The following is a 23,961-nucleotide window of genomic DNA, read 5'->3' on the forward strand; positions in this document are numbered from 1 at the left end:
CGAGCGGGCGTGAAACACGCCGAAACACGAGGAAACCCACGTTTCATCCTCGGAGAGGGCCGCCGAAACACGCCCTTCCTAGCGTCGGTCCCCATGGACACACGGATGTATACACGTCCCGGCCCCCTGGTGGATGCGGCGGCCACCTCGCGCCGCGACAGGGTCTACGCCCTGATCAGCGAGGAGGTCCTGAGCGGTAGGACCGGCCCCCGCACCCGGCTGGGCGAGGTCCGGCTCGCCGAACGCTTCGGCGTCTCCCGCACCCCGGTACGTGAGGCCCTGGCACGCCTGCACTCCGACGGGCTGGTCGAACGGCGCGAGAACGGCTTCTACGCCACCGTTCCCAACCTCGCCGAGCTCCGCGACCTCTACGAGCTCCGGGTCACCCTCGAACTGCGCGGCATCGCGCGTGCCACGGAGGACCCCGGTGTCCGGCACGATCCCGCGATCCTCGCCGTCGAGCTGGAGCGCTGGCGGGGCCTGCGCGCAGATCCGCCCCCGCCGGACCCCTCCTTCGTCCTCCTCGACGAGGAGTACCACGCCGCGCTGTCCCGGGCCTCCGGGAACGGGGCGCTGACCGAGTCCCTGGTCTCCGTCAACCGGCGCATCCGCAGGGTGCGCATGTACGACTTCCTCACCGAGGACCGGATCACCTCCACCATCGACGAGCACATCGGGATCGCCGAGCACCTCGTCGCGGGCGAGCTGGACGCCGCCTACCACGCCATGTACGAGCACGTCGGCGCCTCCATGGAGGTCGTCCTGGAACGCGCCCGTCGGGCCCTGACCCAGATGGCGCTGTACGCGCACGCCCCCTGAACTCCTCCCCGCGCACCTCAGCACACAAAGCCCCCGGACCAAGGAGAGCCAGCGTGTTCGACTCCGTGCTCGTCGCCAACCGCGGCGAGATCGCCTGCCGCGTCATCCGCTCCGCCCGAGAACTCGGACTGCGCACCGTCGCGGTCTACTCCGACGCCGACGCGGGCGCGCTCCACACACGTCTCGCCGACGAGGCCGTCCGGTTGGGGCCCGCTCCAGCCGCCGAGAGCTACCTGGACACCGAACGCGTCCTGGCCGCGGCCGCGGCCTCCGGGGCGGGAGCGGTCCACCCCGGATACGGCTTCCTGTCCGAGAGCGCCGGTTTCGCCGAGGCCGTCCAGGAGGCGGGCCTGGTGTTCGTCGGCCCCGAGCCCCGCCACCTGGAGGAGTTCGGCGACAAGCACACCGCGCGCAAGGCCGCGGCCTCCGCCGGACTGCCCATGGTCGCGGGCAGCGACGTCCTCGCCGACGTGGAGGAGGCGGTCGCCGCCGCCGAGCACATCGGCTACCCCGTCATCCTCAAGTCCACCGCGGGCGGAGGCGGCATCGGCCTGCGGCCCTGCTCCGGCGAGGAGTCCCTGCGCTCCGCCTTCGACCAGGTCAGCCGGATGGCCCAGACCCACTTCGGCGGTGGCGGCGTGTTCGTGGAGCGCTTCGTCTCCCGGGCCAGGCACGTCGAGGTGCAGGTGTTCGGTGACGGGCACGGCAGGGTGGTCACCCTCGGGGACCGCGACTGCTCCCTGCAGCGCCGCAACCAGAAGGTCGTCGAGGAGGCGCCCGCCCCCGGCCTGCCCGCGGACCTGCGCGCCGAACTCCACCGCGCCGCGCGCGAACTCTGCGCCGGGGTGTCCTACCGCAGCGCCGGGACGGTCGAGTTCGTCTACGACGTCGAACGCGGTGAGGCGTCCTTCCTGGAGGTCAACACCCGGCTCCAGGTCGAGCACCCGGTGACCGAGGAGGTCACCGGGGTGGACCTGGTCGCCTGGATGCTCCGCCTGGCCCGCGGTGAGGACGTCCTCGCCGACGTCCCCCCGGAGGGGCCGGCGCGCAACGGCCACGCGGTCGAGGCCCGGGTGTACGCCGAGGACCCGGCCCACGGCTTCCGGCCCAGTTCCGGCCTGCTCACACGGGTCGAGTTCCCCGCGGGAGTGCGCGTGGACAGCTGGGTGGAGGCCGGACAGCACGTCATCAGCGACTACGACCCCATGCTCGCCAAGGTCATCGTGCACGGCGAGGACCGGGCCGACGCCCTGGAGCGGCTCGGCGCCGCGCTGGACGGTGTCCGGATCGACGGCCTCCAGACCAACCTGGGCCTCCTGAGGTCCCTGGCCCGCCACGAGGAAGTCCGCGCCGTCGGGCACACCACGGCCACCTGTGCCGGGGTCGGCGACCGGGAGCCGCGCATCGAGGTGGAGCGGGCCGGGACCCTCACCACCGTCCAGGACTTCCCCGGCCGCACCGGCTACTGGCAGGTCGGCGTCCCGCCGTCGGGCGCCATGGACGACCTCTCCCTGCGTCTGGGCAACCGTGCCCTGGGCAACCCCGAGGGCGCCCCCGGGCTGGAGTGCACCATCGAGGGTCCCGCCCTGCGCTTCTCCGCCGCCGCCACCGTGTGCGTGACCGGTGCGCCCGCCGAGGTCGCCGTGGACGGTGCCCCGGTCCTCCAGTGGGAGCCGGTGCGGGTGCCGGCGGGCGGCCTGCTCGACGTCGGAGCCTGCCGGGGACCCGGCATGCGCACCTACGTACTGGTCCGGGGCGGGCTGGACGTCCCCGAGTACCTGGGCAGCGCGTCCACGTTCACCGCCGGGGGGTACGGAGGCCACAGCGGCCGTGCCCTGCGCCTCGGGGACGTGCTCCGCTCCCTGCCGGAGCCCGCCGACGCGCCCGCGCCCGGGCCCGTCCCCGAGGCCGAGCGGCCCGTGATCCCGGTCCCGTCCGGAACGGCGGACACCGACCCGGCGGGCACCGATCCGGAGACCGCCGCCGGGCGCTCCACGGACGGCACGGGCTCCCACTGGGACGTCGAGGTGTCCGAGGGGCCGCACGCCGCGCCGGAGTTCCTCACCCGGGAGGGGCTCGCCGCCTTCTACGCCACCGCTTGGAGGGTGCACTCCCAGTCCGCGCGCAACGGAGTCCGCCTGTCCGGTCCCAAGCAGTCCTGGGCGCGTCCCGACGGCGGTCAGGCCGGGCTGCACCCCTCCAACATCCACGACACCGCCTACTCCGTCGGCTCCGTCAACCTCTCCGGCGACACACCCGTCCTGCTCGGCCCCGACGGCCCCAGCCTGGGCGGGTTCGTCTGCCCCGTCACCGTGGTCAGCGGATCCCGGTGGAAGGTCGGCCAGCTACGCCCCGGCGACACCGTGCGCTTCCACCCGGTGACCGAGGCCGCGGCCGAGAGGATCCACACCGCCCCCGAAGCCGCCGCGCTCCTGCGCGGCAGCGGGGCGGACGGCGACGATGGCGTCCTCGCCCGCGTCCCGGCGGGCGAGGGCACACCGGAGGTCACCTACCGGCGCAGCGGCCACGACAACCTCCTCGTCGAGTACGGGCCCATGTCCCTGGACCTGGGCCTGCGCATGCGCGTCCACGCCCTCATGGCCGCCCTCGACCAGGCCGCGCCGCCCGGCATCGTCGACTCCACCCCCGGTGTCCGCTCCCTGCACCTGCACACCGACCCCCGGGTCCTGCCGCTGCGCACCCTCCTGGGCCTGCTCCGGGAGATCGAGGGGCAACTGCCGCCCACCTCACGGCTGCGGGTTCCCAGCCGCACCCTGCACCTGCCCATGTCCTACGACGACCCGTCCATCCACGAGGCCATCGCCCGCTACCGGACCGGCGTGCGCGACGACGCGCCCTGGAACCCCGACAACATCGAGTTCATCCGCCGGATCAACGGCCTCGACTCGGCCGACCAGGTCCGCGACACCGTCTTCGACGCCTCCTACCTGGTCCTGGGCCTGGGCGACGTGTACCTGGGCGCCCCGGCGGCCACCCCGCTCGATCCGCGCCACCGCCTGGTCACCACCAAGTACAGCCCCGCGCGCACCTGGACTCCCGAGGCCGGGGTCGGCATCGGCGGCGCCTACCTGTGCGTGTACGGCATGGAGAGCCCCGGCGGCTACCAGCTCATCGGGCGCACGGTCCCCATCTGGTCCGGGCTGCGCCAGTACGGCCCCTTCGAACCCGGCACCCCGTGGCTGCTGCGGTTCTTCGACCGGATCAGCTGGTATCCCGTGGGCCACGAAGAACTCCTGGACGTCCGCGCCGACCTGCTGGCCGGACGTCACGAACTCGCCGTCGCGGACGGGGAGTTCGTCCTGGCCGACCACGAGCGCTTCCTCGCCGAGAACGCCGACTCGATCGGGGAGTTCGAGCGCCGCCGGTCCGCGGCCTTCGAGGCCGAGCGGCGGGCGTGGGAGGCCTCGGGAGAGTTCGAGGACCGACCCGAGCCCGAGCCCGTCGCCACGGCCGCACCCGACCTGCCGCCCGGCGCCCGCCTCGTCGAGGCGCCCCTGTCCGCCTCCGTCTGGAAGGTGGACGCGGCTCCCGGCGACATGGTGGAGGAGGGGCAGCCCCTCGTGCGCCTGGAGGCCATGAAGCTGGAGGTCGTCGTCCGAGCCCCCGGAGCGGGAAGGGTCTCGGACGTCCTCGTCACACCGGGCCAGCACCTCGAACCGGGGAGCGCCATGGCCGTCATCGCCCAAGGAGGATCCGCCTGATGCCCACTCCCACCGACCGTGTCCGCTCCGCCTACCGCCGGATCACCGAGGCCGACCGGCCCGAGGTCTGGATCACCCTGCGCCCCGAACAGGATCTGGCCGTGGAGGCCAAGGCGCTGGAGGAGCGGCTCGCCTCAGGAGAGGAGCTGCCGCTGGCGGGGACGCTCGTGGCGGTCAAGGACAACATCGACGTGGCGGGCCTGCCCACCACGGCCGCCCATCCCGGGTACGCGTTCACCCCCGAGGCGAGCGCGCCGTGCGTGCGCAGGCTGGTGGACGCGGGCGCCCTGGTGCTCGGCAAGACCAACCTCGATCAGTTCGCCACCGGGCTGGTCGGCACCCGCAGCCCCCACGGCGCGGTCCGTGGCGCCCACGACCCGGAGCGGATCGCCGGCGGGTCCAGCTCGGGCTCGGCCGTGGCCGTGGCCCTGGGGATGGCCGACATCGCCCTGGGTACCGACACCGCCGGTTCCGGCCGGGTGCCCGCAGCCCTGAACGGCATCGTCGGGCTCAAGCCGACGCTCGGCCTGGTCCCGTCCTCCGATGTGGTCCCCGCGGCCCGCCCCTACGACTGCGTCACCGTGTTCTCCCGGGACCTGGCCTCCGGCGGCGCCGCCCTGGCCGTGATGACCGGCCCCGAGCCCGGGGACCCGTTCGGCCGCGACTGGCCCGCCGACGTGCGGCTCGCCGCCCGGCCCGGGGGACGCGTGGCGGTTCCCTCGGACGAGGCGCTGGCCCCGCTCGCGGACGGGGAACGGGCGGCCTTCGGGAAGGCCGTCGACGCGCTGCGCGCCTTCGGAGCGCGGACGGCGGAGGTCGACGTGTCCCCCCTCCTGGAGGCGGCGCGGCTGCTCTACGACGGTGCGCTCGTCGCCGAACGCTACGCCGCCGTGGGGGAGTTCCTGGCCGGCCACCCCGAGGGGGCCGACCCCACCGTCTCCGCGATCATCCTGGCGGCGGAGGGCGTCCCCGCCCACCGGCTCGCCGCGGACCAGCACAGGCTGGCCTCCCACGGAGCCGAGGCCCGCCGGATCCTGGACGGGTTCGACGCCCTCCTCCTGCCGACCACGGTCGGCCACCCCACCCTGGAGGAGGTGGCGGCCGACCCGGTCGAGACCAACTCGCGCCTGGGCACGTACACGAACTTCGTGAACCTGCTGGACATGGCGGCGGTGGCGGTGCCCGCCGGCACCGTCGACGGCCGCCCCTTCGGGGTCAGCGTGCTCACCCGCGCGTTCGAGGACCAGGTGGCCCTCGACCTGGCGGCGGGCCTGGTCGGTGAGGAACCGGGGGAGGCCTACCCCGCGCCGGGCGTGGAGTTGGCGGTGTTCGGCGCGCACCTGCGCGGCCAGCCGCTCAACCACCAGCTCACCGGTCTGGGAGCCCGTTTCGTCGAGGAGGCGCTCACCAGCGCGGACTACCGCATGGTCGCCCTGCCCGGGACCGCCGCACCCGACGGGAGGTCGGAGGCGTCACCGTCCAAACCCGGCGTGCTCCGGACGAACGGGCGGGGTACCTCCCTGCGCTGCGAGGTCTGGCGGATCTCCCCGGCGGGGCTCGGTGCCTTCCTGGCCGCTCTGCCCCCGCCCATGGCACTGGGAGCGGTCACCCTGGCGGACGGCCGTGCGGTGGTCGGCTTCGCCTGCGACCCGGCCGCGGCCGAGGGCGCCGAGGACGTCAGCCACCACGGCGGCTGGCTCGCCTATCTCGCGTCGGGGAGGGGATGAACGGCGGCGGGCCCGCCGCCCCGGTGAGTCCCGGGGCGGCGGGCCCGTGCCGCCGTGCTCTTCCGCGTCCGCCTACTCGGCGGACGTGCTCGTGGGGTAGCCCAGCTTCCGGTAGTGCCGGGCTCGAAGCCCCAGGATGACCGCGGCCAGGACGGTGGCGATCAGGGAGGCGACCAGCACGCCCGTCTTGGCGTGCGCCAGGTGCTCCGGAGCGCCCAGGAACGACAGCTCGCTGATCAGCAGCGAGACGGTGAAGCCGATACCGGCCAACTGCGACATGCCGATGATGTCGATCCACTTCAGGCTGGGGTTGAGCTCGGCGCCGGTCACCTTGGTGGTCAGCCAGGAGCCGCCCGCGATACCGATCACCTTGCCGAGGATCAGGCCGGCGATGATGCCCAAGGCCGCCGAGTCGGTGACGATCTCGCCGAGGCCGTCGAAGACCACACCGGCGGAGAAGAACGCGAAGATCGGCAGGGCCAGCCCCGCGGTCCAGGGGCGCAGCATCTGCTCCGCGCCGTGGCTGGGGTCGTGCTCCTCCCCGGGCAGTTTGTCGGTGCGCATCAGCAGGCCCATCGCCACGCCCGCGATGGTGGCGTGCACACCGCTCTCGTGGACCAGGAACCAGATCACCGCGGCCAGGGGCACGTAGACCAGCCAGTTGGGGACCACCGACGCGTTGAGCCTGGCGGCCAGCCCCCTGCCCCTCTGCAGGTACCAGAACACCACCAGGCCGGCGACGGCGGCCAGCAGAGCCACGAAGTTGATGCCTGAGGTGTAGAACACCGCGATGACGACGACCGCGCCGAGGTCGTCCACGATCGCCAGCGTCAGCAGGAAGGTCCGCAGCGCCACGGGCAGCCCGCGGCCGACCACCGCGAGGATGGCGATGGCGAAGGCGATGTCGGTCGCCATCGGGATGCCCCAACCCTGGATGGTGTCGGGGGAGGTGAAGTTGATCGCGGCGTAGATCGCGGCGGGCACGACCATCCCGCAGACGGCGGCGACGATCGGCAGTATGGCGCGTCTGGGATTGCGCAGCTCACCGTGGACGAACTCCTGTTTGAGCTCGTTGCCGACGACGAAGAAGAAGATGGCGAGGAGGCCGTCGGCCGCCCACGTCTCCAGCGTCAGGTCCAGGTGCAGGAACTCCGGCCCGAAGGTGATCGAACGCAGTCGCTCGTAGACCTCACCGAACGGGGAGTTGATCCAGACGAGCGCGATGGCCGCGGCACCGATCAACAGGAAGCCGCCGACACTGTCGCTGCGGAGTACGTCGGCGAAGCGGGAGAGCAGCCCCGGGCTCCGGGGATGCTCGATCGGGTCGATGCTCATAGGCACCTTTCGGGAGTACGACTGAAGGACTCGCCGACCAGTCTTCCCGGCACACCTAGGCGCAGTGCGCCTCGGCCATGCTCCCGGAAGGTGCGGTAAATGTCCAGCCCAGGGGCTATGTGTCCGATTCTGATGGCGCGCCCGGAGGTCGGTGAGTACAGTCTTCCGCAGATGTGCCGGGAAGACTGGTCGGCGGTCGCTGTCGCCTACCCCGAAACAGCAGGTGGCTCATGCCCGATTCCAACCCGCAAGGCGTGCGCGTCTACCGCTCCGAGGCCGGAGCCCGCGAGATCCGCGCCTGGTGCGAGAGACGTCTCGCCGACTGGCCGGGGCTCGACGCGCTGCCCGAACTGGACACCGCTCTCGGAGCCACCCGTGCCTTCCGCGCCCGGGGCGGGGACGCCACTCCGGCACTCGTCCTGAGCGGGACCAACTTCAACTCGGCGACCTCGGTGGACACCGCCCGGGTCATCGCCCGGGACCGCGAGGTCCTCCTGGCCGACCTGCCAGGACAGCCCGGCCTCAGCGCCGGTGTCCGCCCCCGGGCCAACAGGGCCTCGGCCTACGGACGCTGGTTCGACGAGGTGCTCCCGCGGCTCACCGAGCGGCCCGTCACCGTGCTCGCCCACTCCCTCGGCGCCGTCGTCGCCCTGAACGCGAAACCCTCGCCGCTGGTCCACGCCCTGGTGCTGGTCGGCCCCGCGGGCCTGACCACGGCGGCCAAGAGCCCGGAGCTGATGCGGGCCGCCCTGCCGTGGATGATCGGCCCGCGCAGGGACAAGAGCACCCGCCTGCTCAACTTCATGAGCGGCCCGGCGCACGTCACCGCGGGCACCCACCCCTACGCGGAGTGGATGACGCTGGTGGGCCGCCACTGCCGGACCAGCCTGGCCCCGGGGCCGCTGCCGATGGAGTGCCTGCGGCCCTGGGAGGACACCCCGGTCGTCGTGGCCACCGGCTCCCACGACACGTTCTACTCGCCCGCGCGCCTGCACGGCCCGGCCCGCCGCTTCCTGGACGCGGACGTGGCCGTCATGGAGGGCGCGGGCCACCTCGCACTGAACGAGCAGCCCGAGCGGGTCGCCGAACTGCTGCGTTCGGTGGACTGACCCTCACGGGCCCGCCGTCGGAGGCGTACGTGTTCCCGGCCCGGTCGGACCGCTCGCTCACGGGTCCGCCGGCCGATCGCCCGCACTGCCCGGTCACCGCCGTGCGCCTCGCGGGCGCGTGTGCGCCGTCCTGGTTCAGGAGAGCACCTGTTCGAGGGCGTGCGCGCCGGCCGAGGCCGAGGACGCGTCGTCGGAGGCGTACAGCAGGCTTCCGAAGAGGAGCGCCCAGGCCCGTGCGCGGTCCCAGGTGTGGGGGTCCACCGGGGAGAACTCCTCCAGCCGGGCACGGAAGGCGGCGCGGCCGGGGGCGTCGAACAGCAGCCAGGCCACGGCCAGGTCGGTGGCGGGGTCCCCCGGGGTCAGGTCGCCGAAGTCCAGGACGGCCGCCGGTTCCGGTGCGCCCCCGGAGGTGACGAGGATGTTGGCGGGGTGGAGGTCGCCGTGGAGCCACAGCGGTGGTCCCGGCCACGCCGGGGCGGCGGCCAGCCGTTCCCACAGGGACAGGAGCTCGCCCGCACGGGGGAACGGGCCCGCGGCCAGGCGTGCGCGCACAAGCGTGTACCGGGCGGCCAGGGGCACGCCGCGGAAGGGGTTGGCCGGCGCGTCGCCGGGAGCGGGCACGTGCATGCGGGCCGCGAACCCGGCCAGGGGGCGGGCCAGGCGGCGCCGCTCGGGGACCGGGAGGGCGGCGGCGGTGCGTCCCTCGAACCAGCGGTTGACGGACCAGTGCCAGGGGTAGCCGCAACCGGGCACCCCGGTGCGCACCGGGACGGGAAGGGCGACACCGACCCGGGCGGCGATCCGCCCCGGCCAGCGCTGTTCGTTGAGGACCAGGGCGGCGGCGGACTCGCGCCGGGGAAGCCGGACGGTGAGGTGTCCGCCCAGGCGCATGATCGTGTTGTCCCATCCGCTGGCGAGGGGGACGAGGGGGAGGCGGGCCAGGTCGGGGTGCTGTTGCCGGAGCAGCCGCTCGACGAGCGGGACGGTGACGTCGACGTCCGCGGCAGGGGTGTTCACGCGTCCATGATCCGCCACGGCGGCGGGCTCCCGCCGCCGCGCTCCCACCGCCGCGGTGCGCCCGGTCGCGACCGGGTACACCGCGGCGGCCCCGCGGTGCGCGGGTCAGGCCTTGCGGTTCTCGCCCAGCTCGTCCTCGATGGGGTTGACCGGCCGGGTCTCCTTCGTCGACTCGGACATGCCGGGCTTGCCGTGCTCCCGGCGGTGCTGCGCGCGGGCGGACTCGGGGTGGGAGTCCGGGTCGGACCGGGACAGGGGCACCGAGCGCAGTATCTCCTCGGGCTGGTAGTAGTCGGCCGGCGGAATCGCCCGCAGAGCGCTGAGCAACTCCTCGTCGGCCTCAGCGTTCCGGGCGTGCTCCACGATCCGGTCCTTGCCCGCGGGGAAGTCCACCTCGCCCAGGATTGCCTGTAGCCCCTCGATCCCATGCTTGACGCTCATCGTCAGTCCCTCCGTCTCGTGCGAGAGCCGGTACGCTCCACGCCGGTCAGCGGCGCTGAAGCAGTCTGACCTGCCAGGACACGGAGACTGCTACCCGATCGGGCCGGGCCCAATCGTCGGGCCCGACGGGACACGGGGAACCCGCGGGACACGGGAGGACACATCGGCCGCCCGGCCCACGGGCGGATCCCCGCCACGGGCGGCCGGACGGCCGGTGGGGCGGTCCGTCAGCTCCGCTCCGCGTCCGCCTCACGGCCCGGGCGCAGTATCGGCAGGACCTTCTCCCCGAACTCCACCATGTCCGCGTGGTAGTCGGGGAAGATCAGCATCAGGCCGTCGAGCTCGGCGTACTCCACGATCTCGCGGATCCGCCCGGCCACCGTCTCGGGCGAGCCGGTGACGAACGGCGTCTGGAACGCCTCGTCCTCGGGCCTCTCGGAGGTCAGCGACAGGGCCTTGTCCAGGGGCAGGCCCCAGGACAGCTTGAGGTTGACGATCGCGTCGACGTCCGCGCCGCGCCCGTACGCCAGCCTCCGCTCCTCGGCCTCGGCGTCGGTGTCGGCCATGACGACGGTGAGCATCGAGTACGTCTTGATGCTCCGGTCCTGCTTGGCGGCGCGCTCCTTGACGTCGCGGCTGGCGTCGCGCAGGCCGGGCAGGTCCTGCGCGGTCAGGAACGAGCCGTCGCAGTGACGGGACTGGAAGTCCAGGCCGGTGTCGGAGCGGCCCGCGCTGATCAGGGTCGGCGCCGGGGCGGGGTGCGGGCGGGAGCGGCAGTCGTCGAGCTGGAAGAACTCGCCGTGGTGGGTCACCGAGTCCTCGGTCCACAGCCTCTTGAGGACGCTGGTCCACTCCTCGGTGTACCGGTAGCGGTCGGCGTGCCCGAGGTCCTCCCGCCACAGGCCCATCTGCGCGAACTCGTCCGCGTAGGCGCCCACGACGATGTTCATCCCCGCCCGGCCGCCGCTGATGTCCTGGAGCGTGGTGTACATCTTGGCGGCGATGGCCGGGTTGAACAGGTTCGTGTGGACGGTCGCCCACACCTTGACGTGTTCGGTGGCCTCGGCGAGCCCCGACATCATCGTCATCGACTCCAGGGTCCGGCCCCAGTGGTCGGTCGCACCGTCGTAGCCGCGCCACTTGCCCATGGACATGACGAAGTCGAGCCCGTAGGCGTCGGCGAGGACCGCGGCCTTCTTGTTGTACTCGTAGGTCGCCTCCGGGCGCGGTGCGGTCTCCGAGACGATCCACCCCCCGTTGCCGATGGGCAGGAAGATGCCGTACTCGGTGTCGGCGGCCGGAGGCCCGCCTGGTGCTGCCATCCTTGGCTCCTCGGTTGTCGTTCTCGTGCGTTGTGCGCCGTGCGCGTGGTGCGCCCCGTGCCGCGCGGCTCCTACGCCGCGCGTTTCGCGCTGCGTGCGCGGCACCGGGGCGCGTGGTCGTCGTGTGTGCTCTTCGGCGCCTACTCGCCGGGCCAGGACACCTCGGAGGCGATGTGGACCGCCTCCAGGTAGCGGGGGTCGAACAGGGGTTCCACGTCGGGCATCTTGTCGAGCTGGCCGTTGTCGACGAGCGTCTGGCCCTCGGCCTCGGTCAGGCTCAGGTCGATGTAGCCGACCGTGGCGTCGTCGGGCGTGGAGGCGGTGACCAGCCTGCTCTCGGAGGTCCAGATCCGCAGGTTGTGGTCGACGTCGTATCCGGCCTCGGCCAGCTCGGCGGCGTACCCGACGCACTCCTCACCGTTCTCCTGGCAGTACGTGAAGGCGCGGGAGAGCGCACGGAGGTAGTCCTCGACCGCCGTCGGGTTCTCCTCGGCCCACGCGGGGTTGGTGGCCATCACGCCGAACGAGCCGACGACACCGTAGTCCTCGGGGAGCCACTCGTTGTACTCCTCGCCCATGTCCGAGAGCAGGAACGGCTCGTTGGAGCGGAACGCGGTCAGCGCCTGCACCTGGTCGCGGGGCAGCACGCTGGGGTCGTAGCCCACCTCCACGATCTCGATGCTGTCGAGGTCGACGCCGTCGGCGACCAGCATGGCCTCCAGCGGCGCGGGCAGCATGCCCTTGTGGCCCAGGGTGGTGCCCTCCAGGTCCTTGAGCTCCTCGATGCCGGTACCGGTCAGGAGGCTGGCGATGGGGACGTGCCCGTAGGTGGCGACGCCGATGACGTCGTGCCCGGCGTCGTTGGCCTGGAGGACCTCGGCCTCGTTGCCCAGGGACGTGAAGTGCGCGGTGCCCGCGGACACGAGCTGCGAGTTGCCGATGGTGTCGCCGCTGCCGGGCTGGATCTCCACGTCCAGGCACACGGCCTCGAAGTAGCCCAGGGCGTCGGCCGCGACGGCCTCCAGGATGCTGACGGAGGCCTGGTACTGGTAGCCGGTGATGTAGGTGACCGTCCCGGCCGCGCGGTTGGCCTCGCAGCGCTCCTCGTCGATCACGGTGGCGGCCTCGGTCGTGTCGTCGGCCGCCTCCTCCCCGGCGCACGCCGCGGTGAGGAGGAGGACCGACGCCGCGGCGGTGGCCAGGACGGGGCGCAGGCGCCGGTCGCGGGGGCGCGAGGGCGGAGTGTTCATGGGGACTCCTTAGGAGGTGGTTCGCTGCTGGGACTCGTGCCAGAACAGCAGTCTGCGTTCGAGGAGGGTGATGAGTGCGAGCATCAGCACGCCCATCGTGGCCAGGCAGGCGACGGCCGCGTAGACGTACTCCAGGCGGGCGGTCGCGGCCGAGTTCCGGATCATCGTGCCGAGGCCGCTCGAGGACCCGGCCGCGACGAACTCGGCGACCACGGCGCCCACGATGGACAGGGGGAACACCACTCGCAGCGCGGCGAGGGTGTAGGGGAGGCTGCTGGGGACGCGCAGCCGGAGCAGCACCTCCATGCGGGAGGCGTGCAGGGTCGAGAAGACGTGCAGGACGGGGACGGACACCGACCGCAGGCCGGTGGTCACGTTGATGAGCACGGGGAAGAACGTGATGATCGCGGTGACGATGACCTTGGGGGCCATGCCGAATCCGAAGGCCACGACCAGGGCCGGGGCGAGGGCGACGACGGGGGTCACGTTCAGGACCACCGCCAACGGCATGATCGCGCGCCGCAGTACCGGGACCTCCGACATCAGCAGGGCGAGGACGAACGCCGTGCCCGCGCCACAGGCCACGCCCAGCAGGGCGATGCTGAGTGTGGACCAGGCGTTGGTCAGGAACAGCAGGGGGTCCTCGACGAGGATCGCCCCGACCTCCGACAGCGGTGGCAGGAGGTAGGGCTGGTCCGCGGCGATCGCCGACCAGGCGAAGCCGACGAGCACCACCGCCACGGCGGTGGGCAGCCACACGCCCGGACTCAGGGCGGAGCCGCGTGCGCGCGTGCCGCGGCGGCGCACGGGTGCGTCGTCTCCGGAGCGGGAGCGCACGGGTGTACTGGTGGCCATGGTCTCCACTCCTCTCATCGGCGGACCAGGTCGTCGGGTGCGGCTCCGACCTCCCACGCGGACTGCAGGGACGCGCGGACCCGGTCCTCCAGGGCGTGCATGAGCGGCCCGGTCACCACGGCCCCGTCGCGGGGGCGGGGCAGGTCGACGGGCAGCACCTCGTGCACACGTCCGGGCCGGGCCGACATCACGACGACCTCGTCGGAGAGGGTGACCGCCTCGCGCACCGAGTGGGTGACGAACACGACCGTCGTGGACATCCGCTCCCACAGGCCCAGGAGCTGGAGCTGGAGCGCCTCGCGGGTGAACTCGTCCAGGGCGGAGAAGGGCTCGTCCATCAGCAGCAGGTCGGGCCGCAGGCCGAAGGCGCGGGCGATGGCGACGCGCTGCTTCATCCCGCCGGACAGTTCGTGGGGGTACCTGCGGGCGGCGTCCTCCAGGTCGACCATGCGCAGCAGGAGGTCGGGGTCCTCGCTGCCCCGACCCGCCCGGCGGTTGACCCTGGCGGGGAGGGACACGTTGCGCCGCACGTTCAGCCACGGCAGCAGGGCGGGGGTCTGGGGGACCAGGCCCACCGCCTTGGCCTCGCACATGCTCTCGGGTGTGGAGCCGAAGACCGTGACGGTGCCGGTGTCGTGGTCCTCCAGGCCGGCGATCACCCGCAGGAGGGTGGACTTGCCGCAGCCGCTGGGGCCGATGAGGCTCACGAAGCGGCGGCGGGGGATGTCCAGGTCGACGCCGTCGAGTGCGGGGCGGCGGGGATCACCGCCCTCGTAGGTCTTGGTGAGTCCGCGTACCTCGATCCTGTCGTCGCTCACGCGGTGTCCAGGTCTTCGGGCCGGGGCGCGCGGACGTACGCGGGGACGCGGGGGACCGTGTGGCCTCCGGCTGGTTCCGGACGGCCGGGGTGTGGGGATGCCATACCTGCTCCTTGGGAAGTGTGGTCGGATGATCGCACACCGTGTTCTCGTGGTGAACGGGTAGTGGGGGGTCGGAAGGAGTGCGCAGGTCATCGGGTCGCGGCGCCGCCGGCCGAGCAGGAGGCCGGGCGGTACGGGGCCGGGGCGGGGTGCGTGGCGCGGCCCGGTCGGGGACGTGACACGGGGACGCGGGGGGCCGTTCCGGTACGCGGTCGGGGAACACCGGCGAGTACGGCCGCATGGGGACAACCCACGGGACACCCTCCAGACAGCTGTCTCCGGGCAGGAGGTGCCGAAGACCTTCGATGGAGAGCGGGCGGAAGAAGCAGCCGACGGCCCGCGGGGATCGTTGACGCGTCGAATGTTAGAGATTGCTTATTAACGCGTTATGAAGCGTTGATCACGTACTGATATCAAGAGCGCGGATTCTGTGCTGGTCGTCGGCGACGACGACCGTGATCCCGTGGGCGGCGAACGCCGCGGGCAGCCAGGCGCCGCGGCCGAAGAGCTTGGCGAGGGGTTCGCCCAGCACCAGGAGGGCGCGCGCGTCCGGGAAGTGGCGGTCGCGCAGCCAGACGAGCTTGAAGGCGTCCGCGATGACCTTGTTGCGCTGTGCCGACTTGAGCGGCCCGTGCAGGGGTGAGAACTGGGCCAGGACGGTCGGCCGGTCCCCGTCGGCGCCGTCGACCCCGACCCGCGTTCCGTCCGCGAGCATGAACTCACGGGGAGTGAGTTCGGTTCCCAGGTAGGCGGAGAGTGCCCTGGTGAGTTCTGTATTGCCCTGTCGAGCCGATCGTGTTATGTCCTCCGGCGACGGGCTTCTCGCTGAATGCCTCATAACAAGGAAACTTTAATGCACACGGGCCACACAAGTGCCGTGGTTATCTGGGTGAACCTCGGAATCCGGCTTCTTCGGTGTCCCGACCTGGGTTTTCCCCGGATATTAGTGTCGTGGCTCACATTGACCGAACCGCGTTCCAGAGTCCCGGTGCGGCAGGCCCTCCGGCGCCGTCCGTGGCCTCGCGCGCGGAGGCCTGGAGTTACTCGCTGGTAATGGGAAGGGCGGGGAAGGCGGTTCCCAATTCCTCTCCCCGTTGATTTGGAAGAACGCCAGTTCAGGCAGTGTTCGCCCGGCAGCCGGGACGTGGCGTCACCCGTTGTTCACCGGGATGGGATATCGGACCCGGGGAAATGCGCGGGTTCCCACAGGCGGGACGCCGGCCCGACTTGAAACGGGGTGCCGGTCCGACGTGAAACGGAGTGCCGGATTCCCCGCCGGGATGTGTCCGCCCCCCGGCCCGGGTCGGACGGGGCGGCCGCCGGGGACGAGGGGACCGCGAGGGATGTTCCCGGTCGCCGTACCCGGGCAGGGGGGAGGCAGGTGCTTCGGTAGAACAGCGACCAGGAGGCAGTGGTGGAGATCGTCCGTGCCGAGCATGTGACTCGGCTGCTGAGTACGGAGGGCGGCGACCCGGTGCTGATCGTCCACCGGGGCCGGGCCGAGGTCGTCGAGTCGACCGAGCTCGACGACCCGCGCTACGAGGGAGCGCTGCGCGTGGCCGACCGCGGTGACCTCGCGTCGGAGAGGGGCGGGGAGCCGACGCGGGAGGAGGCCGAGGCCCTCGCCCAGCGGTTGGACACCGCGGTGAGGAACCTCGGCGGCTGACCACGGCGCGGGGCCCGAGCGTGCTTCCCGCCCGCACACGGAACGTGGTCCTGCACGGACGCCGGCCGGAGTCCTGCCCGGGCCCCGGGCGGGACTCCGGCCGCTCGGGCCTAACCGGCCGGTGTGGGGTCGTAGGTCTCTCCGGTGATGGGGTTGGTGGCCATGCCGGTCGAGAAGTCGTAGTCCACGTCCATCCCCAGGTCCGGGTCGTAGTACAGGCCGGTGTCGGGGTTGCGCGGAAGCCCCACCTCGGGGTCGATCTCCCAGCCGGTCACCGGGTCGACCGTCGGAACGGCTTCGTCGGAGGGCCCGCCGGAGGGTGCCTCGGAGGGCCCGGAGGGGGCGGCCGAGGGCTCCGGGGACGGGTCGGAGGCGGATCCGGGCTCCTGGTCCTCCTCCTGGGGACCCCGCTCCTCGGAGACGATCTCGCTCTCGGCGGGCTGTGCCCCGGCGCCGCCCTGCGGGTCGATCACGTCCCAGCTCACCAGGGCCAGGACGAGGATGCCCAGGGCGATGCGGTAGTAGACGAACGGCATGAAGCTGTGCGTGGAGATGAAGCGCATCAGCCAGGCGATCACCACGAAGCCGACCACGCCCGCGATGACCGTTCCCAGGATGGTGGCCCCCCACCCGGCGTACTCGGCGCTACCGATGTCGGTCAGTTTGTACAGGCCCGCGCCGAAGACCGCGGGCAGCGCCAGCAGGAAGGCGTACTCGGCCGCGTCCTTGCGCTGGAAGTTGAGCAGCATCCCACCCGTGAGGGTGCCGCCCGAGCGGGAGACGCCCGGGATCAGGGCGAGTGCCTGGAAGAGGCCGAAGGTCAGGCCGCGGGGGACGTTGAGGTCCTCCAGGCTCCGGTACTTGCGCGTGTACCTGTCCACCACGCCGAGGATCACGCCGAAGACGATGAGGTTCAGCGCGATCAGGCGCAGGTCCCGGAAGACGCTGTCGATCTGCTCCTCCAGGAGCAGGCCGAGGACCACGATGGGGACCGAGCCGAGGATGACGTACCAGCCCATGCGCGCGTTGATGTCGCCGCGCAGGTCCCGGTTGACCAGTGACCGGGACCACGTCGACAGGATCGCCCAGACCCGCTCCCGGAAGTAGATCAGCACGGCCAGCTCCGTGCCGAGCTGGCTGACGGCAGTGAAGGCGGCGCCGGGATCGGGCCAGCCGAAGAACGCCGACACCACGCGCAGGTGCCCGCTGGAGGAGATCGGGAGGAACTCGGTCAGCCCCTGGACCAGGCCAAGGATGATTGCTTCGAAGATGGACACGGCAGAGTCTGCTCCAGGCTGCTTCGGTCGCCGGTGGGGCGACGACTGTCTCGGGCACGGCGAGGCGCGCTCGGGAAAAGGGGACGGTCCACGAAGCTTACTGAGAACTCCGGATCAGCACGTCACTGAGGAGCGGGGTGCGGGCGGCCGCGCGGCCGCACGGCCGCCCGACGGCGTGGCTCAGGCGCCCTGGTCCCGGGCCTGCTCGGACATCCGGTCGCGTACCTCGGACAGGGTCGCGATCAGTTTGTCCAGGTAGGGGCGGTCCCTGCTGTCGTCGTGCAGGTGCAGGGTCACCCCGGGTGCCACGTCGACCAGGGCCAGGGCCAGGAGTTCGGGGTTGTCCTCGCGCCAGAACACCCTGACGTCCTCGGCGTCGGGCTGGCTGATGGAGAGCTGGACGGTGGTGGTGACCGAGGTGGTGCTCACGGTGTGCCTCCTACGGGGTCGGTGAGGGACCGGACCGGGCGGATCGCCTGCTGGCCGGACCAGAGGAGAGCGGGCCGGATCACCCGGTTCCGGCGTTCGCGAGCGCGGCCGTGACCCGGCCTGTCCGTCTCGGTGCGCCTGTTCACGGCCGTTACCTACCCGATGGGCGGGCCGCTGCCCATCACAGCTGGACAACGGATCCGGGTCCGTGTCCGGTGATCGTGGCGTCGCGTTGTGTAATTGGCGTTCGTTGTGGGAAGCGGATGGTGGACCGGCGGATCCCCACACGTCTTCGAGGGGCCTCCTCGAACAGGAGAGGGGGCGGTTCCGCACCGGGTCGGTCGCGCCGGGACGCGTGCGACGGAGGGAGGCGCAGGTGACGGGGAGCAGGAGGGCGGCGGGGGAGGGGACCCGCCAGGAGTGGCGCGAGGCGGGCAGGGACGTCGCACGGGCCGTCAGCGGGGGGATGGTCGTCGGGATCCCGCTGCTGTACACGATGGAGTCCTGGTGGGCGGGGGCGAACGTCTCCCCGCCCTACCTCCTGGCCGGCCTGCTCGCCTGCCTCGTGCCGGTCTTCCTCCTCGTCTTCGTCACGGGTTTTTGGTCCCGGCCCCCGAACCACCTCGGCGGCACCGTGATGCAGACGGTCCAGGCGGTCGGCATCTCCTACGCCGTGGCGGGCGTGGTCCTGTTCGCCCTGGCGAGGGTGACCTGGTCGATGCCGCTGGCGGACGCGGTGGGACGGCTGACGTACGAGGCCATCCCCTTCGCGCTCGGCGCGGGGCTGGCCTCCACCATGGTGGGCGGCTCGTCCAGCCGGGAGCCGCAGGACCAGGAGAACGGGCACCGCCACTCCCGGGCCGAGGCGACGGTCAAGGACATCGGGATCACCGCGGTCGGCGCGGTGGTGATCGGGATGGCGATCGCCCCCACCGACGAGATACCGCTCCTCGTGGCCGGTGTCGGGGGGATACGGCTGCTGGCCGTCATCGCCCTGTCCCTGGTGGTCTCCTACATGATCGTGTTCGCCTCCGGCTTCCTCGACGAGCGCAAGCGCCGGGCGCAGCGCGGCGTGCTCCAGCACCCGGTCACCGAGACCGTCACCGCCTACCTGGTGTCCCTCCTGGTCTCGGCCGTGCTGCTCGCGCTCTTCCAGAACCTGGCACTCGACGCTCCCTTGGAAGAGACGGTGGCCAGGATCGTGGTACTCGGATTCCCCGCCGCGATCGGCGGCAGCGCAGGAAGGCTGGTGGTGGGATGAGCGGCGACGAACGAGGCCGCGACAGGCAGCAGAGGAAGCGGGACGGCGAGGACAACGAGGAGGCGCACAAGCGGAGCGCGGCGGAGTGGACGATGCTGGCCGTGTCCGCGGCGGTCCTGCTCGTGATCGTCGTGGCCGTGGCCTGGCTGTGGCTGGCGGGTGAGAGCCGTCCCCCCGCCTTCAGCACCACGGCCCGTCCGATGCGGGAGGTCTCCGGCACCGTGTACGTGCCCGTGGAGGTCCGCAACGAGGGCACCCGCACGGCGGCCGGCGTGCAGGTCGTGATGGAGGGCCCCGATGGGAAGGAGCTGGCCGACCAGCGCATCGACTTCCTCAGCGGCGGGGAGACGACCACCGTCACCTTCGTCCTGCCCGAGCCCCGCCCCGGCCTCGGTTTCGCGGTGTCCAGCTACCAGAGGCCGTGAGGGGCCGCCCGACACCCGCGTACGGCTCGGGGTGCTCCGCCGCGCAGGGGCTGTCGCCGCCGGCTCCCTCCGGAGCCTCGCCGGGCCGCGTCGACCAGATCTCCACGGGCAGGGGGCTAGCCGACACGGTGGAAGCGCCCTGTCCTTCCACACGGAAGGACGGGGGCGCCGTCCTTCGCCAGGGCTGCCCCCACGGGCTCCCAGGAGGCGGGGAACGGCGAAGGGCGCTCCCCGCCCGGAGGGAGCGCCCAGGTGAAACGGTCGCGAGGTGGTGGGGTCCAGGGGATCGAACCCTGAACCCGCGGATCAAAAGTCCAGGTGGAAGCGAGCTACCCGCCCCGGTGCGTGGTTCTTTGTTCGTCCGTGCCCGGGTGACGTCATGATCTCACCGCGATGTTCGGGGGTGTGAGGGGTCGCTCGTCTTCGTGCTCGGGACGGTCGGCCCAGAGCTTCGTCGTAGTCGCTAGGGCCAAGGTGGCGTGCACCCGGGCGGTGGCGGTCGGAATCGCCGACCGCTCGGGAGGCGCTGATCTGGTCCGCCGCATGACCGGCCGGACTGTCGGCCGGCAGCGCGGGCGGGCCGGTGCGGTCGCAGAAGGTCAGCCCGCCGCGGTCGACGTCGACGCGGTCGTGGGCGAACACGTCGGCGTCGAGGGCTTCCCAGACGTCCGGGGCGCTGACCACGTCAAGTTCCCCGGTCGAGACCTGCGCCCGGCTGGTTGGGGGCTGTCAGCACCTGCTGCCACAGGCCCGTCACCGGTAATCGCGCGCGATGTCGGCTTCGTAGCCGGTGTGGCGGGACGGAGCAGCGGCGGTACTCGGCCCCACGGCATCGCCGCCTGCACCACGCGGTCCTCGGCGTTGCGCGGGAGCCCCCTCCGCCACGGCCCGTTTCGGCGTCACCAGACAAGGATAGAGGCGTTAGACGGCGGGGCGGGGGCGCGTGTGGACCCCTTCCACCGATAACGACGGAACGGAGACCCATCCATGGCGGAGAACGCCGAGGGGAACGACCACCAACAGGGTGGCGGCCTGTCGCACCAGAACAAGATGTACCTGCGCTTCGCAGCCATGATCTTGACCGCCATGGTCGTCATGTACTGGACCATGTTCGTCGGCACGTGGGAGTGGAGCCACGTGCAGTGGAGCGAGAGCCGCCTGTTCATGGCACTCACCATGGGTGGCGCCATGGGGCTGGTCATGCTCGCGTGGATGCTCGACATGTACAAGAACATGAAGGGCAACATCGCCATAGTGGTGGCGAGCCTCCTGCTGCTGGGCGGCGGCGTGTTCCTCGACCGCAGTCAGGCCACCGTGCAGGACACCGCCTGGATGAGCTCGATGATCCCGCACCACTCGCTGGCCATCACCCGATCCGAGCGCGCCGAGATCACCGACGTCCGGGTGTGCCGGCTGGCCGTCGAGATCATCGCTGCCCAGGAGCGGGAGATCAGCGAGATGGAGTGGCTGATGAAGGACATCGAGGAGAACGGGGAGGCCGAGACGCTCGAGGAGGCGAAGGCCCGGCCCGTTCCCGATTTCGAGGGGTCCCCGCTGCGTGAGTGCCCACCGGACTGACCTGGGAGATGCTGCTGGGTGTCCGGGGCCGTGCGGCAGGGTCATGGGGGTCCCGGTGGTTTTCACGGAAAATCCAACGCCTAGCGTTCGGTTCTCCGTGACACCTGCCGCTCAGCCGCCGTCGGGGAGGCGGGGAGCCGGGCTACTGCCACCTCCATGTCGGCCTCGGCGGACAGCGCGCAGCGTCGGGTGGTGTCCAGCCGCCTGTGCCCCGTCAACCGCGCCACGGTCGTTATCCTTGCCCGCCCGCGATGATCTGGCCCTAGCGGGTCGAGACGAGAAAACCCCAGGTCGATGGCGGCGGGAAGCCGCTCTGACCCGGGGTCTCGTGTGGTAGGGCCCCAGGGGATCGAACCCTGAACCCGCGGATTAAAAGTCCGCTGCTTTCCGTGTGTTTTGCCCGGTAGGCGATGTTTCGTGCGTCCGTATCCGGGAGCCGCTGTGCTACCGGAGACCACAGAAGTCCACCCCGTACTACCGGGCTCCCGAACAGCGGAGCCACGACGGAGCTAATCCGGCCGCCCCTGAGGTGCGGATCGAGTCCGCTGGGACCTTGGCGGCTTCGGGGCGAAGCTTACTGGTCACGTGGCTTCGGCGGAGTCTGCTGGTGTCGGTGGCATGGAGGCGCGAGGGTGGGATCAACGGCATGATGCGACTCAGATGGTTGAATCCTGATCACAAAATACTGGATATGGTGTAGCTTTACTCCCGTGAACGAACAGGAAGACATCATCACCCACCTCGGTGGGCCCGGAATCCTTGCCGGTTTGAGCTGGGCGTATCGTTCGGCTTGTGGCCGGACCTTGGACACCTACTCCGAAGCTGACGGTCATGATGGGAGCTGGTTCGGTAACACGAGACACACCCTGCTCCGCAACCGGCTGAACCGAGTGTTCTCCTGCGATCGCTATGCCGGCGATGAGGGAGTTGATGAGGACCTCCTCTACGCTGAGCTGGCTGCCAAGGACAGGGTCACCATGCCCAACCTTGACCCTGGTCTAGTGCGCCTCGCCGATCTTCAGAGCAGCCCCGGCTGGGCCTTCGAGCAGTACCGCTTTCTTCTGGCTTCGTGCAAGTACGGTGCGATTGATCAGATTCCTTGGCCCTCGAAGAGCCCCACCAAGCAGCGGGTTGCGCGGCAATTTAGCCCGGATCCGCGTCAGCCGACCTTGTTCGACTGGTTCGTGGAGGAAGAGGTCGACGGCTTGGAGGCGGCTCTAGTGAACCGGGACGAGCTCGATCTGGTGACGTTTGTCGTTGCTCACAGCCTCGATCCCATCACTGGAAAAATGGAACTCGTCTTTGGCCGTCCCAAACTCAACTTCGGAGGGGGAGCCGCCTGGCACTGGCGGCAGGACCTCTTGAGCCTCCCTCCCTTCCATGGAAACCGTCGCATCGATGACACTCCGCTGCCTACCGGGCCGAGCACGGTTCCGGATGCTCCCGTTCGGCTGCGTCGTGCCACGGAAGAACGACTCGGTGATCGTGCGAGTGTAGACAAGTGAGCTTTCGAACCACTACGACCGACCGAGCAGCCGGTGCCGCTGCTCTCTTCGACCGAGCGCGTTTGACCTTGGCACGACAGCTAGCAGGTTTGCGCAAGAGCGAGCTGGCTGCTCTGGTTGGCAAGAGTCCTACCGCAGTCACAGCCTGGGAATCTGGAGCTAAGAGCCCTTCGCCCGCAACAGTTGCCCAGTTGGCGCTGAGTTTGTCAATCGACCCGGGGTTCTTTGCTACCCGAGCAGATGATGTTGCCGCCTTGAGCACCACACCCCACTTCCGCTCTCTACGTTCGACTAGTCAGCTTGCTCGGGACCAAGCTTTCGCCTACGGTCAACTGGCTGTTGACATTTCGACAAGCTTGGAAAAACACGTCGAGTTTCCCAACCCCGATATTCCTAGTGAGCCTGTCTTGATAGAGGATCACGACGATGATGGACCTGAGCGTGCTGCGCTCGCAGTTCGTAAAATCTGGGGGATTGAGGAAGGGCCGATTGGTCATCTCATTCGTCTGGTTGAACATCGCGGGATTTTGGTAGTTTTTAGCCCGCCACAGGCGGCATCAGTGGATGCGTACTCTTTTGATAGCAGGCTGCGCCCCGTGATGGTCTTGAATCCAATCAAGCGTGATTACTATCGGCAACGTTTTGATGTCGCCCACGAGCTGGGCCACCTGGTTATGCATACCGATGCTGAACCAGGAGGGCGTATCGTGGAGAACCAGGCAAATCGCTTTGCTTCCGAGTTGCTGATGCCATCTGATGAGGTCAGAAACTTGTTGCCGAATAGTATGGGTGGTGACGCTTGGAGGTCACTTGCCCGTTTGAAGGAACGGTGGGGCGTGAGTATTCAGGCTTTGCTTTACCGTGCCCGTCAACTCGGGGTCCTCAGTGACGTATCCTATCGAAACGCCATGACCACCGTCTCTGCTCGTGGTTGGCGCAGGGGTGAACCCGGGCTTGTGACTGCTTTGGAGCAACCTTCGCTCTTGCCCAGAGCCGTTGAACTTCTAGGCAAAGAGGGCATATCTGAGGTAAGCCTTATTGAGCAGTGTCGTGTGCCTGATACTTTGTTCCGCACCGTTACTTCTCGCAAGCCGTCAGTCGGGGCCACAGAATTTACCGAGCCAGAAGGAAAAGAATTTCGCAAGGCAAATGCTCGAGTGGTTTCGCTGCTAGATAAAATCCAAGAGAACCGGTGATTAAACTACAGGTGCCCGTGCTCGGTCTTTACGGGCTCCGCGTATTGCTGGTGATTGGTTCATGCGAGGGTTGGTGATGGTGATCATCGATTCGCTTTTTGGGTTGG

General features: G+C 70.5%; 20 protein-coding genes. 10 read left to right on the top strand and 10 right to left on the bottom strand.

Annotation, left to right across the window (positions count from 1 at the left end; translation table 11 throughout):
• Positions 1-105 precede the first annotated feature (105 nt).
• The 3 genes from NOSIN_RS23860 to atzF are packed head-to-tail and all read left to right on the top strand — an operon-like array spanning position 106 to position 6,268.
• Positions 106-819 (top strand): GntR family transcriptional regulator, encoded by a 714-nt coding sequence (locus NOSIN_RS23860; RefSeq protein ID WP_227014494.1) that lies wholly within the window; start codon positions 106-108, stop codon positions 817-819.
• Positions 820-872: 53 nt separating this feature from the next.
• Entirely contained in the window at positions 873-4,541 is a 3,669-nt protein-coding gene (uca, locus tag NOSIN_RS23865) for an urea carboxylase (protein ID WP_077692882.1), read from the top strand.
• Entirely contained in the window at positions 4,541-6,268 is a 1,728-nt protein-coding gene (gene atzF / locus NOSIN_RS23870; RefSeq protein ID WP_077692883.1) for an allophanate hydrolase, read from the top strand. The genes uca and atzF overlap by 1 nt, the downstream gene beginning before the upstream one ends.
• Before the next feature lie 72 nt (positions 6,269-6,340).
• Here atzF and nhaA read toward each other — a convergent pair whose 3' ends face one another.
• Positions 6,341-7,603 carry a Na+/H+ antiporter NhaA gene (nhaA, locus tag NOSIN_RS23875; RefSeq protein ID WP_077692884.1) on the bottom strand — a complete coding sequence of 421 codons (1,263 nt, stop codon included), beginning with the start codon at positions 7,601-7,603 and terminating at the stop codon, positions 6,341-6,343.
• Between the two features lie 230 nt (positions 7,604-7,833).
• Between nhaA and NOSIN_RS23880 the strand changes: the two genes are divergently transcribed.
• On the top strand, positions 7,834-8,712 hold the full coding sequence (locus tag NOSIN_RS23880; protein WP_077692885.1) for an alpha/beta fold hydrolase: 879 nt from the start codon (positions 7,834-7,836) through the stop codon (positions 8,710-8,712).
• 135 nt (positions 8,713-8,847) lie between these two features.
• On the opposite strand, the gene NOSIN_RS23885 is transcribed toward NOSIN_RS23880, so the two are convergent.
• From NOSIN_RS23885 to NOSIN_RS23915, 7 genes are all read right to left on the bottom strand, one after another.
• Positions 8,848-9,729 carry an aminoglycoside phosphotransferase family protein gene (locus NOSIN_RS23885; protein WP_077692886.1) on the bottom strand — a complete coding sequence of 294 codons (882 nt, stop codon included), beginning with the start codon at positions 9,727-9,729 and terminating at the stop codon, positions 8,848-8,850.
• A 105-nt stretch (positions 9,730-9,834) separates the two neighbouring features.
• On the bottom strand, positions 9,835-10,170 hold the full coding sequence (locus tag NOSIN_RS23890; protein WP_077692887.1) for a DUF2795 domain-containing protein: 336 nt from the start codon (positions 10,168-10,170) through the stop codon (positions 9,835-9,837).
• Positions 10,171-10,397: 227 nt separating this feature from the next.
• Complete coding sequence (locus tag NOSIN_RS23895; RefSeq protein ID WP_077692888.1) at positions 10,398-11,492, bottom strand: LLM class flavin-dependent oxidoreductase; 1,095 nt, start codon at positions 11,490-11,492, stop codon at positions 10,398-10,400.
• 140 nt (positions 11,493-11,632) lie between these two features.
• The gene (locus NOSIN_RS23900) at positions 11,633-12,742 is read right to left on the bottom strand and encodes an ABC transporter substrate-binding protein (protein ID WP_077692889.1); all 1,110 of its coding nucleotides are present in this window, start codon (positions 12,740-12,742) and stop codon (positions 11,633-11,635) included.
• 9 nt (positions 12,743-12,751) lie between these two features.
• On the bottom strand, positions 12,752-13,597 hold the full coding sequence (locus tag NOSIN_RS23905; RefSeq protein ID WP_077693749.1) for an ABC transporter permease: 846 nt from the start codon (positions 13,595-13,597) through the stop codon (positions 12,752-12,754).
• Positions 13,598-13,611: 14 nt separating this feature from the next.
• Complete coding sequence (locus NOSIN_RS23910; protein WP_077692890.1) at positions 13,612-14,415, bottom strand: ABC transporter ATP-binding protein; 804 nt, start codon at positions 14,413-14,415, stop codon at positions 13,612-13,614.
• Positions 14,416-14,917: 502 nt separating this feature from the next.
• The gene (locus NOSIN_RS23915) at positions 14,918-15,232 is read right to left on the bottom strand and encodes a hypothetical protein (protein ID WP_227014495.1); all 315 of its coding nucleotides are present in this window, start codon (positions 15,230-15,232) and stop codon (positions 14,918-14,920) included.
• A 699-nt stretch (positions 15,233-15,931) separates the two neighbouring features.
• Between NOSIN_RS23915 and NOSIN_RS23920 the strand changes: the two genes are divergently transcribed.
• Positions 15,932-16,183 (top strand): hypothetical protein, encoded by a 252-nt coding sequence (locus NOSIN_RS23920; RefSeq protein ID WP_077693750.1) that lies wholly within the window; start codon positions 15,932-15,934, stop codon positions 16,181-16,183.
• Between the two features lie 110 nt (positions 16,184-16,293).
• On the opposite strand, the gene NOSIN_RS23925 is transcribed toward NOSIN_RS23920, so the two are convergent.
• Positions 16,294-17,460 (bottom strand): undecaprenyl-diphosphate phosphatase, encoded by a 1,167-nt coding sequence (locus NOSIN_RS23925; RefSeq protein WP_077692892.1) that lies wholly within the window; start codon positions 17,458-17,460, stop codon positions 16,294-16,296.
• Between the two features lie 180 nt (positions 17,461-17,640).
• Positions 17,641-17,889, bottom strand: coding sequence for a hypothetical protein (locus tag NOSIN_RS23930; RefSeq protein ID WP_077692893.1), 249 nt, complete (start codon positions 17,887-17,889; stop codon positions 17,641-17,643).
• A 376-nt stretch (positions 17,890-18,265) separates the two neighbouring features.
• Between NOSIN_RS23930 and NOSIN_RS23935 the strand changes: the two genes are divergently transcribed.
• From NOSIN_RS23935 to NOSIN_RS23960, 5 genes are all read left to right on the top strand, one after another.
• Positions 18,266-19,150, top strand: a complete 885-nt coding sequence (locus NOSIN_RS23935) for a TIGR02587 family membrane protein (protein ID WP_077692894.1) — start codon at positions 18,266-18,268, stop codon at positions 19,148-19,150.
• Positions 19,147-19,575 (top strand): hypothetical protein, encoded by a 429-nt coding sequence (locus NOSIN_RS23940; RefSeq protein ID WP_077692895.1) that lies wholly within the window; start codon positions 19,147-19,149, stop codon positions 19,573-19,575. The genes NOSIN_RS23935 and NOSIN_RS23940 overlap by 4 nt, the downstream gene beginning before the upstream one ends.
• A gap of 987 nt (positions 19,576-20,562) precedes the next feature.
• Positions 20,563-21,153 (top strand): DUF305 domain-containing protein, encoded by a 591-nt coding sequence (locus NOSIN_RS23945; RefSeq protein WP_077692896.1) that lies wholly within the window; start codon positions 20,563-20,565, stop codon positions 21,151-21,153.
• A gap of 710 nt (positions 21,154-21,863) precedes the next feature.
• Positions 21,864-22,658 (top strand): hypothetical protein, encoded by a 795-nt coding sequence (locus NOSIN_RS23955; protein ID WP_077692897.1) that lies wholly within the window; start codon positions 21,864-21,866, stop codon positions 22,656-22,658.
• Positions 22,655-23,854, top strand: a complete 1,200-nt coding sequence (locus tag NOSIN_RS23960; RefSeq protein WP_077692898.1) for a helix-turn-helix domain-containing protein — start codon at positions 22,655-22,657, stop codon at positions 23,852-23,854. Before NOSIN_RS23955 ends, NOSIN_RS23960 begins: the two co-directional genes overlap by 4 nt.
• Positions 23,855-23,961: the final 107 nt, after the last annotated feature.

This window comes from Nocardiopsis sinuspersici (assembly GCF_001998325.1).
Lineage (GTDB): Bacteria > Actinomycetota > Actinomycetes > Streptosporangiales > Streptosporangiaceae > Nocardiopsis > Nocardiopsis sinuspersici.

Bases quoted from the DNA above. Each gene is read 5' to 3' on its own strand.
- NOSIN_RS23895 (WP_077692888.1), bottom strand. From the start codon at position 11,492: ATGGCAGCACCAGGCGGGCCTCCGGCCGCCGACACCGAGTACGGCATC.
- NOSIN_RS23880 (WP_077692885.1), top strand. From the start codon at position 7,834: ATGCCCGATTCCAACCCGCAAGGCGTGCGCGTCTACCGCTCCGAGGCC.
- NOSIN_RS23940 (WP_077692895.1), top strand. From the start codon at position 19,147: ATGAGCGGCGACGAACGAGGCCGCGACAGGCAGCAGAGGAAGCGGGAC.
- NOSIN_RS23860 (WP_227014494.1), top strand. From the start codon at position 106: ATGTATACACGTCCCGGCCCCCTGGTGGATGCGGCGGCCACCTCGCGC.
- NOSIN_RS23945 (WP_077692896.1), top strand. From the start codon at position 20,563: ATGGCGGAGAACGCCGAGGGGAACGACCACCAACAGGGTGGCGGCCTG.
- nhaA (WP_077692884.1), bottom strand. From the start codon at position 7,603: ATGAGCATCGACCCGATCGAGCATCCCCGGAGCCCGGGGCTGCTCTCC.
- atzF (WP_077692883.1), top strand. From the start codon at position 4,541: ATGCCCACTCCCACCGACCGTGTCCGCTCCGCCTACCGCCGGATCACC.
- NOSIN_RS23890 (WP_077692887.1), bottom strand. From the start codon at position 10,170: ATGAGCGTCAAGCATGGGATCGAGGGGCTACAGGCAATCCTGGGCGAG.
- NOSIN_RS23905 (WP_077693749.1), bottom strand. From the start codon at position 13,597: ATGGCCACCAGTACACCCGTGCGCTCCCGCTCCGGAGACGACGCACCC.
- NOSIN_RS23900 (WP_077692889.1), bottom strand. From the start codon at position 12,742: ATGAACACTCCGCCCTCGCGCCCCCGCGACCGGCGCCTGCGCCCCGTC.
- NOSIN_RS23915 (WP_227014495.1), bottom strand. From the start codon at position 15,232: ATGCTCGCGGACGGAACGCGGGTCGGGGTCGACGGCGCCGACGGGGAC.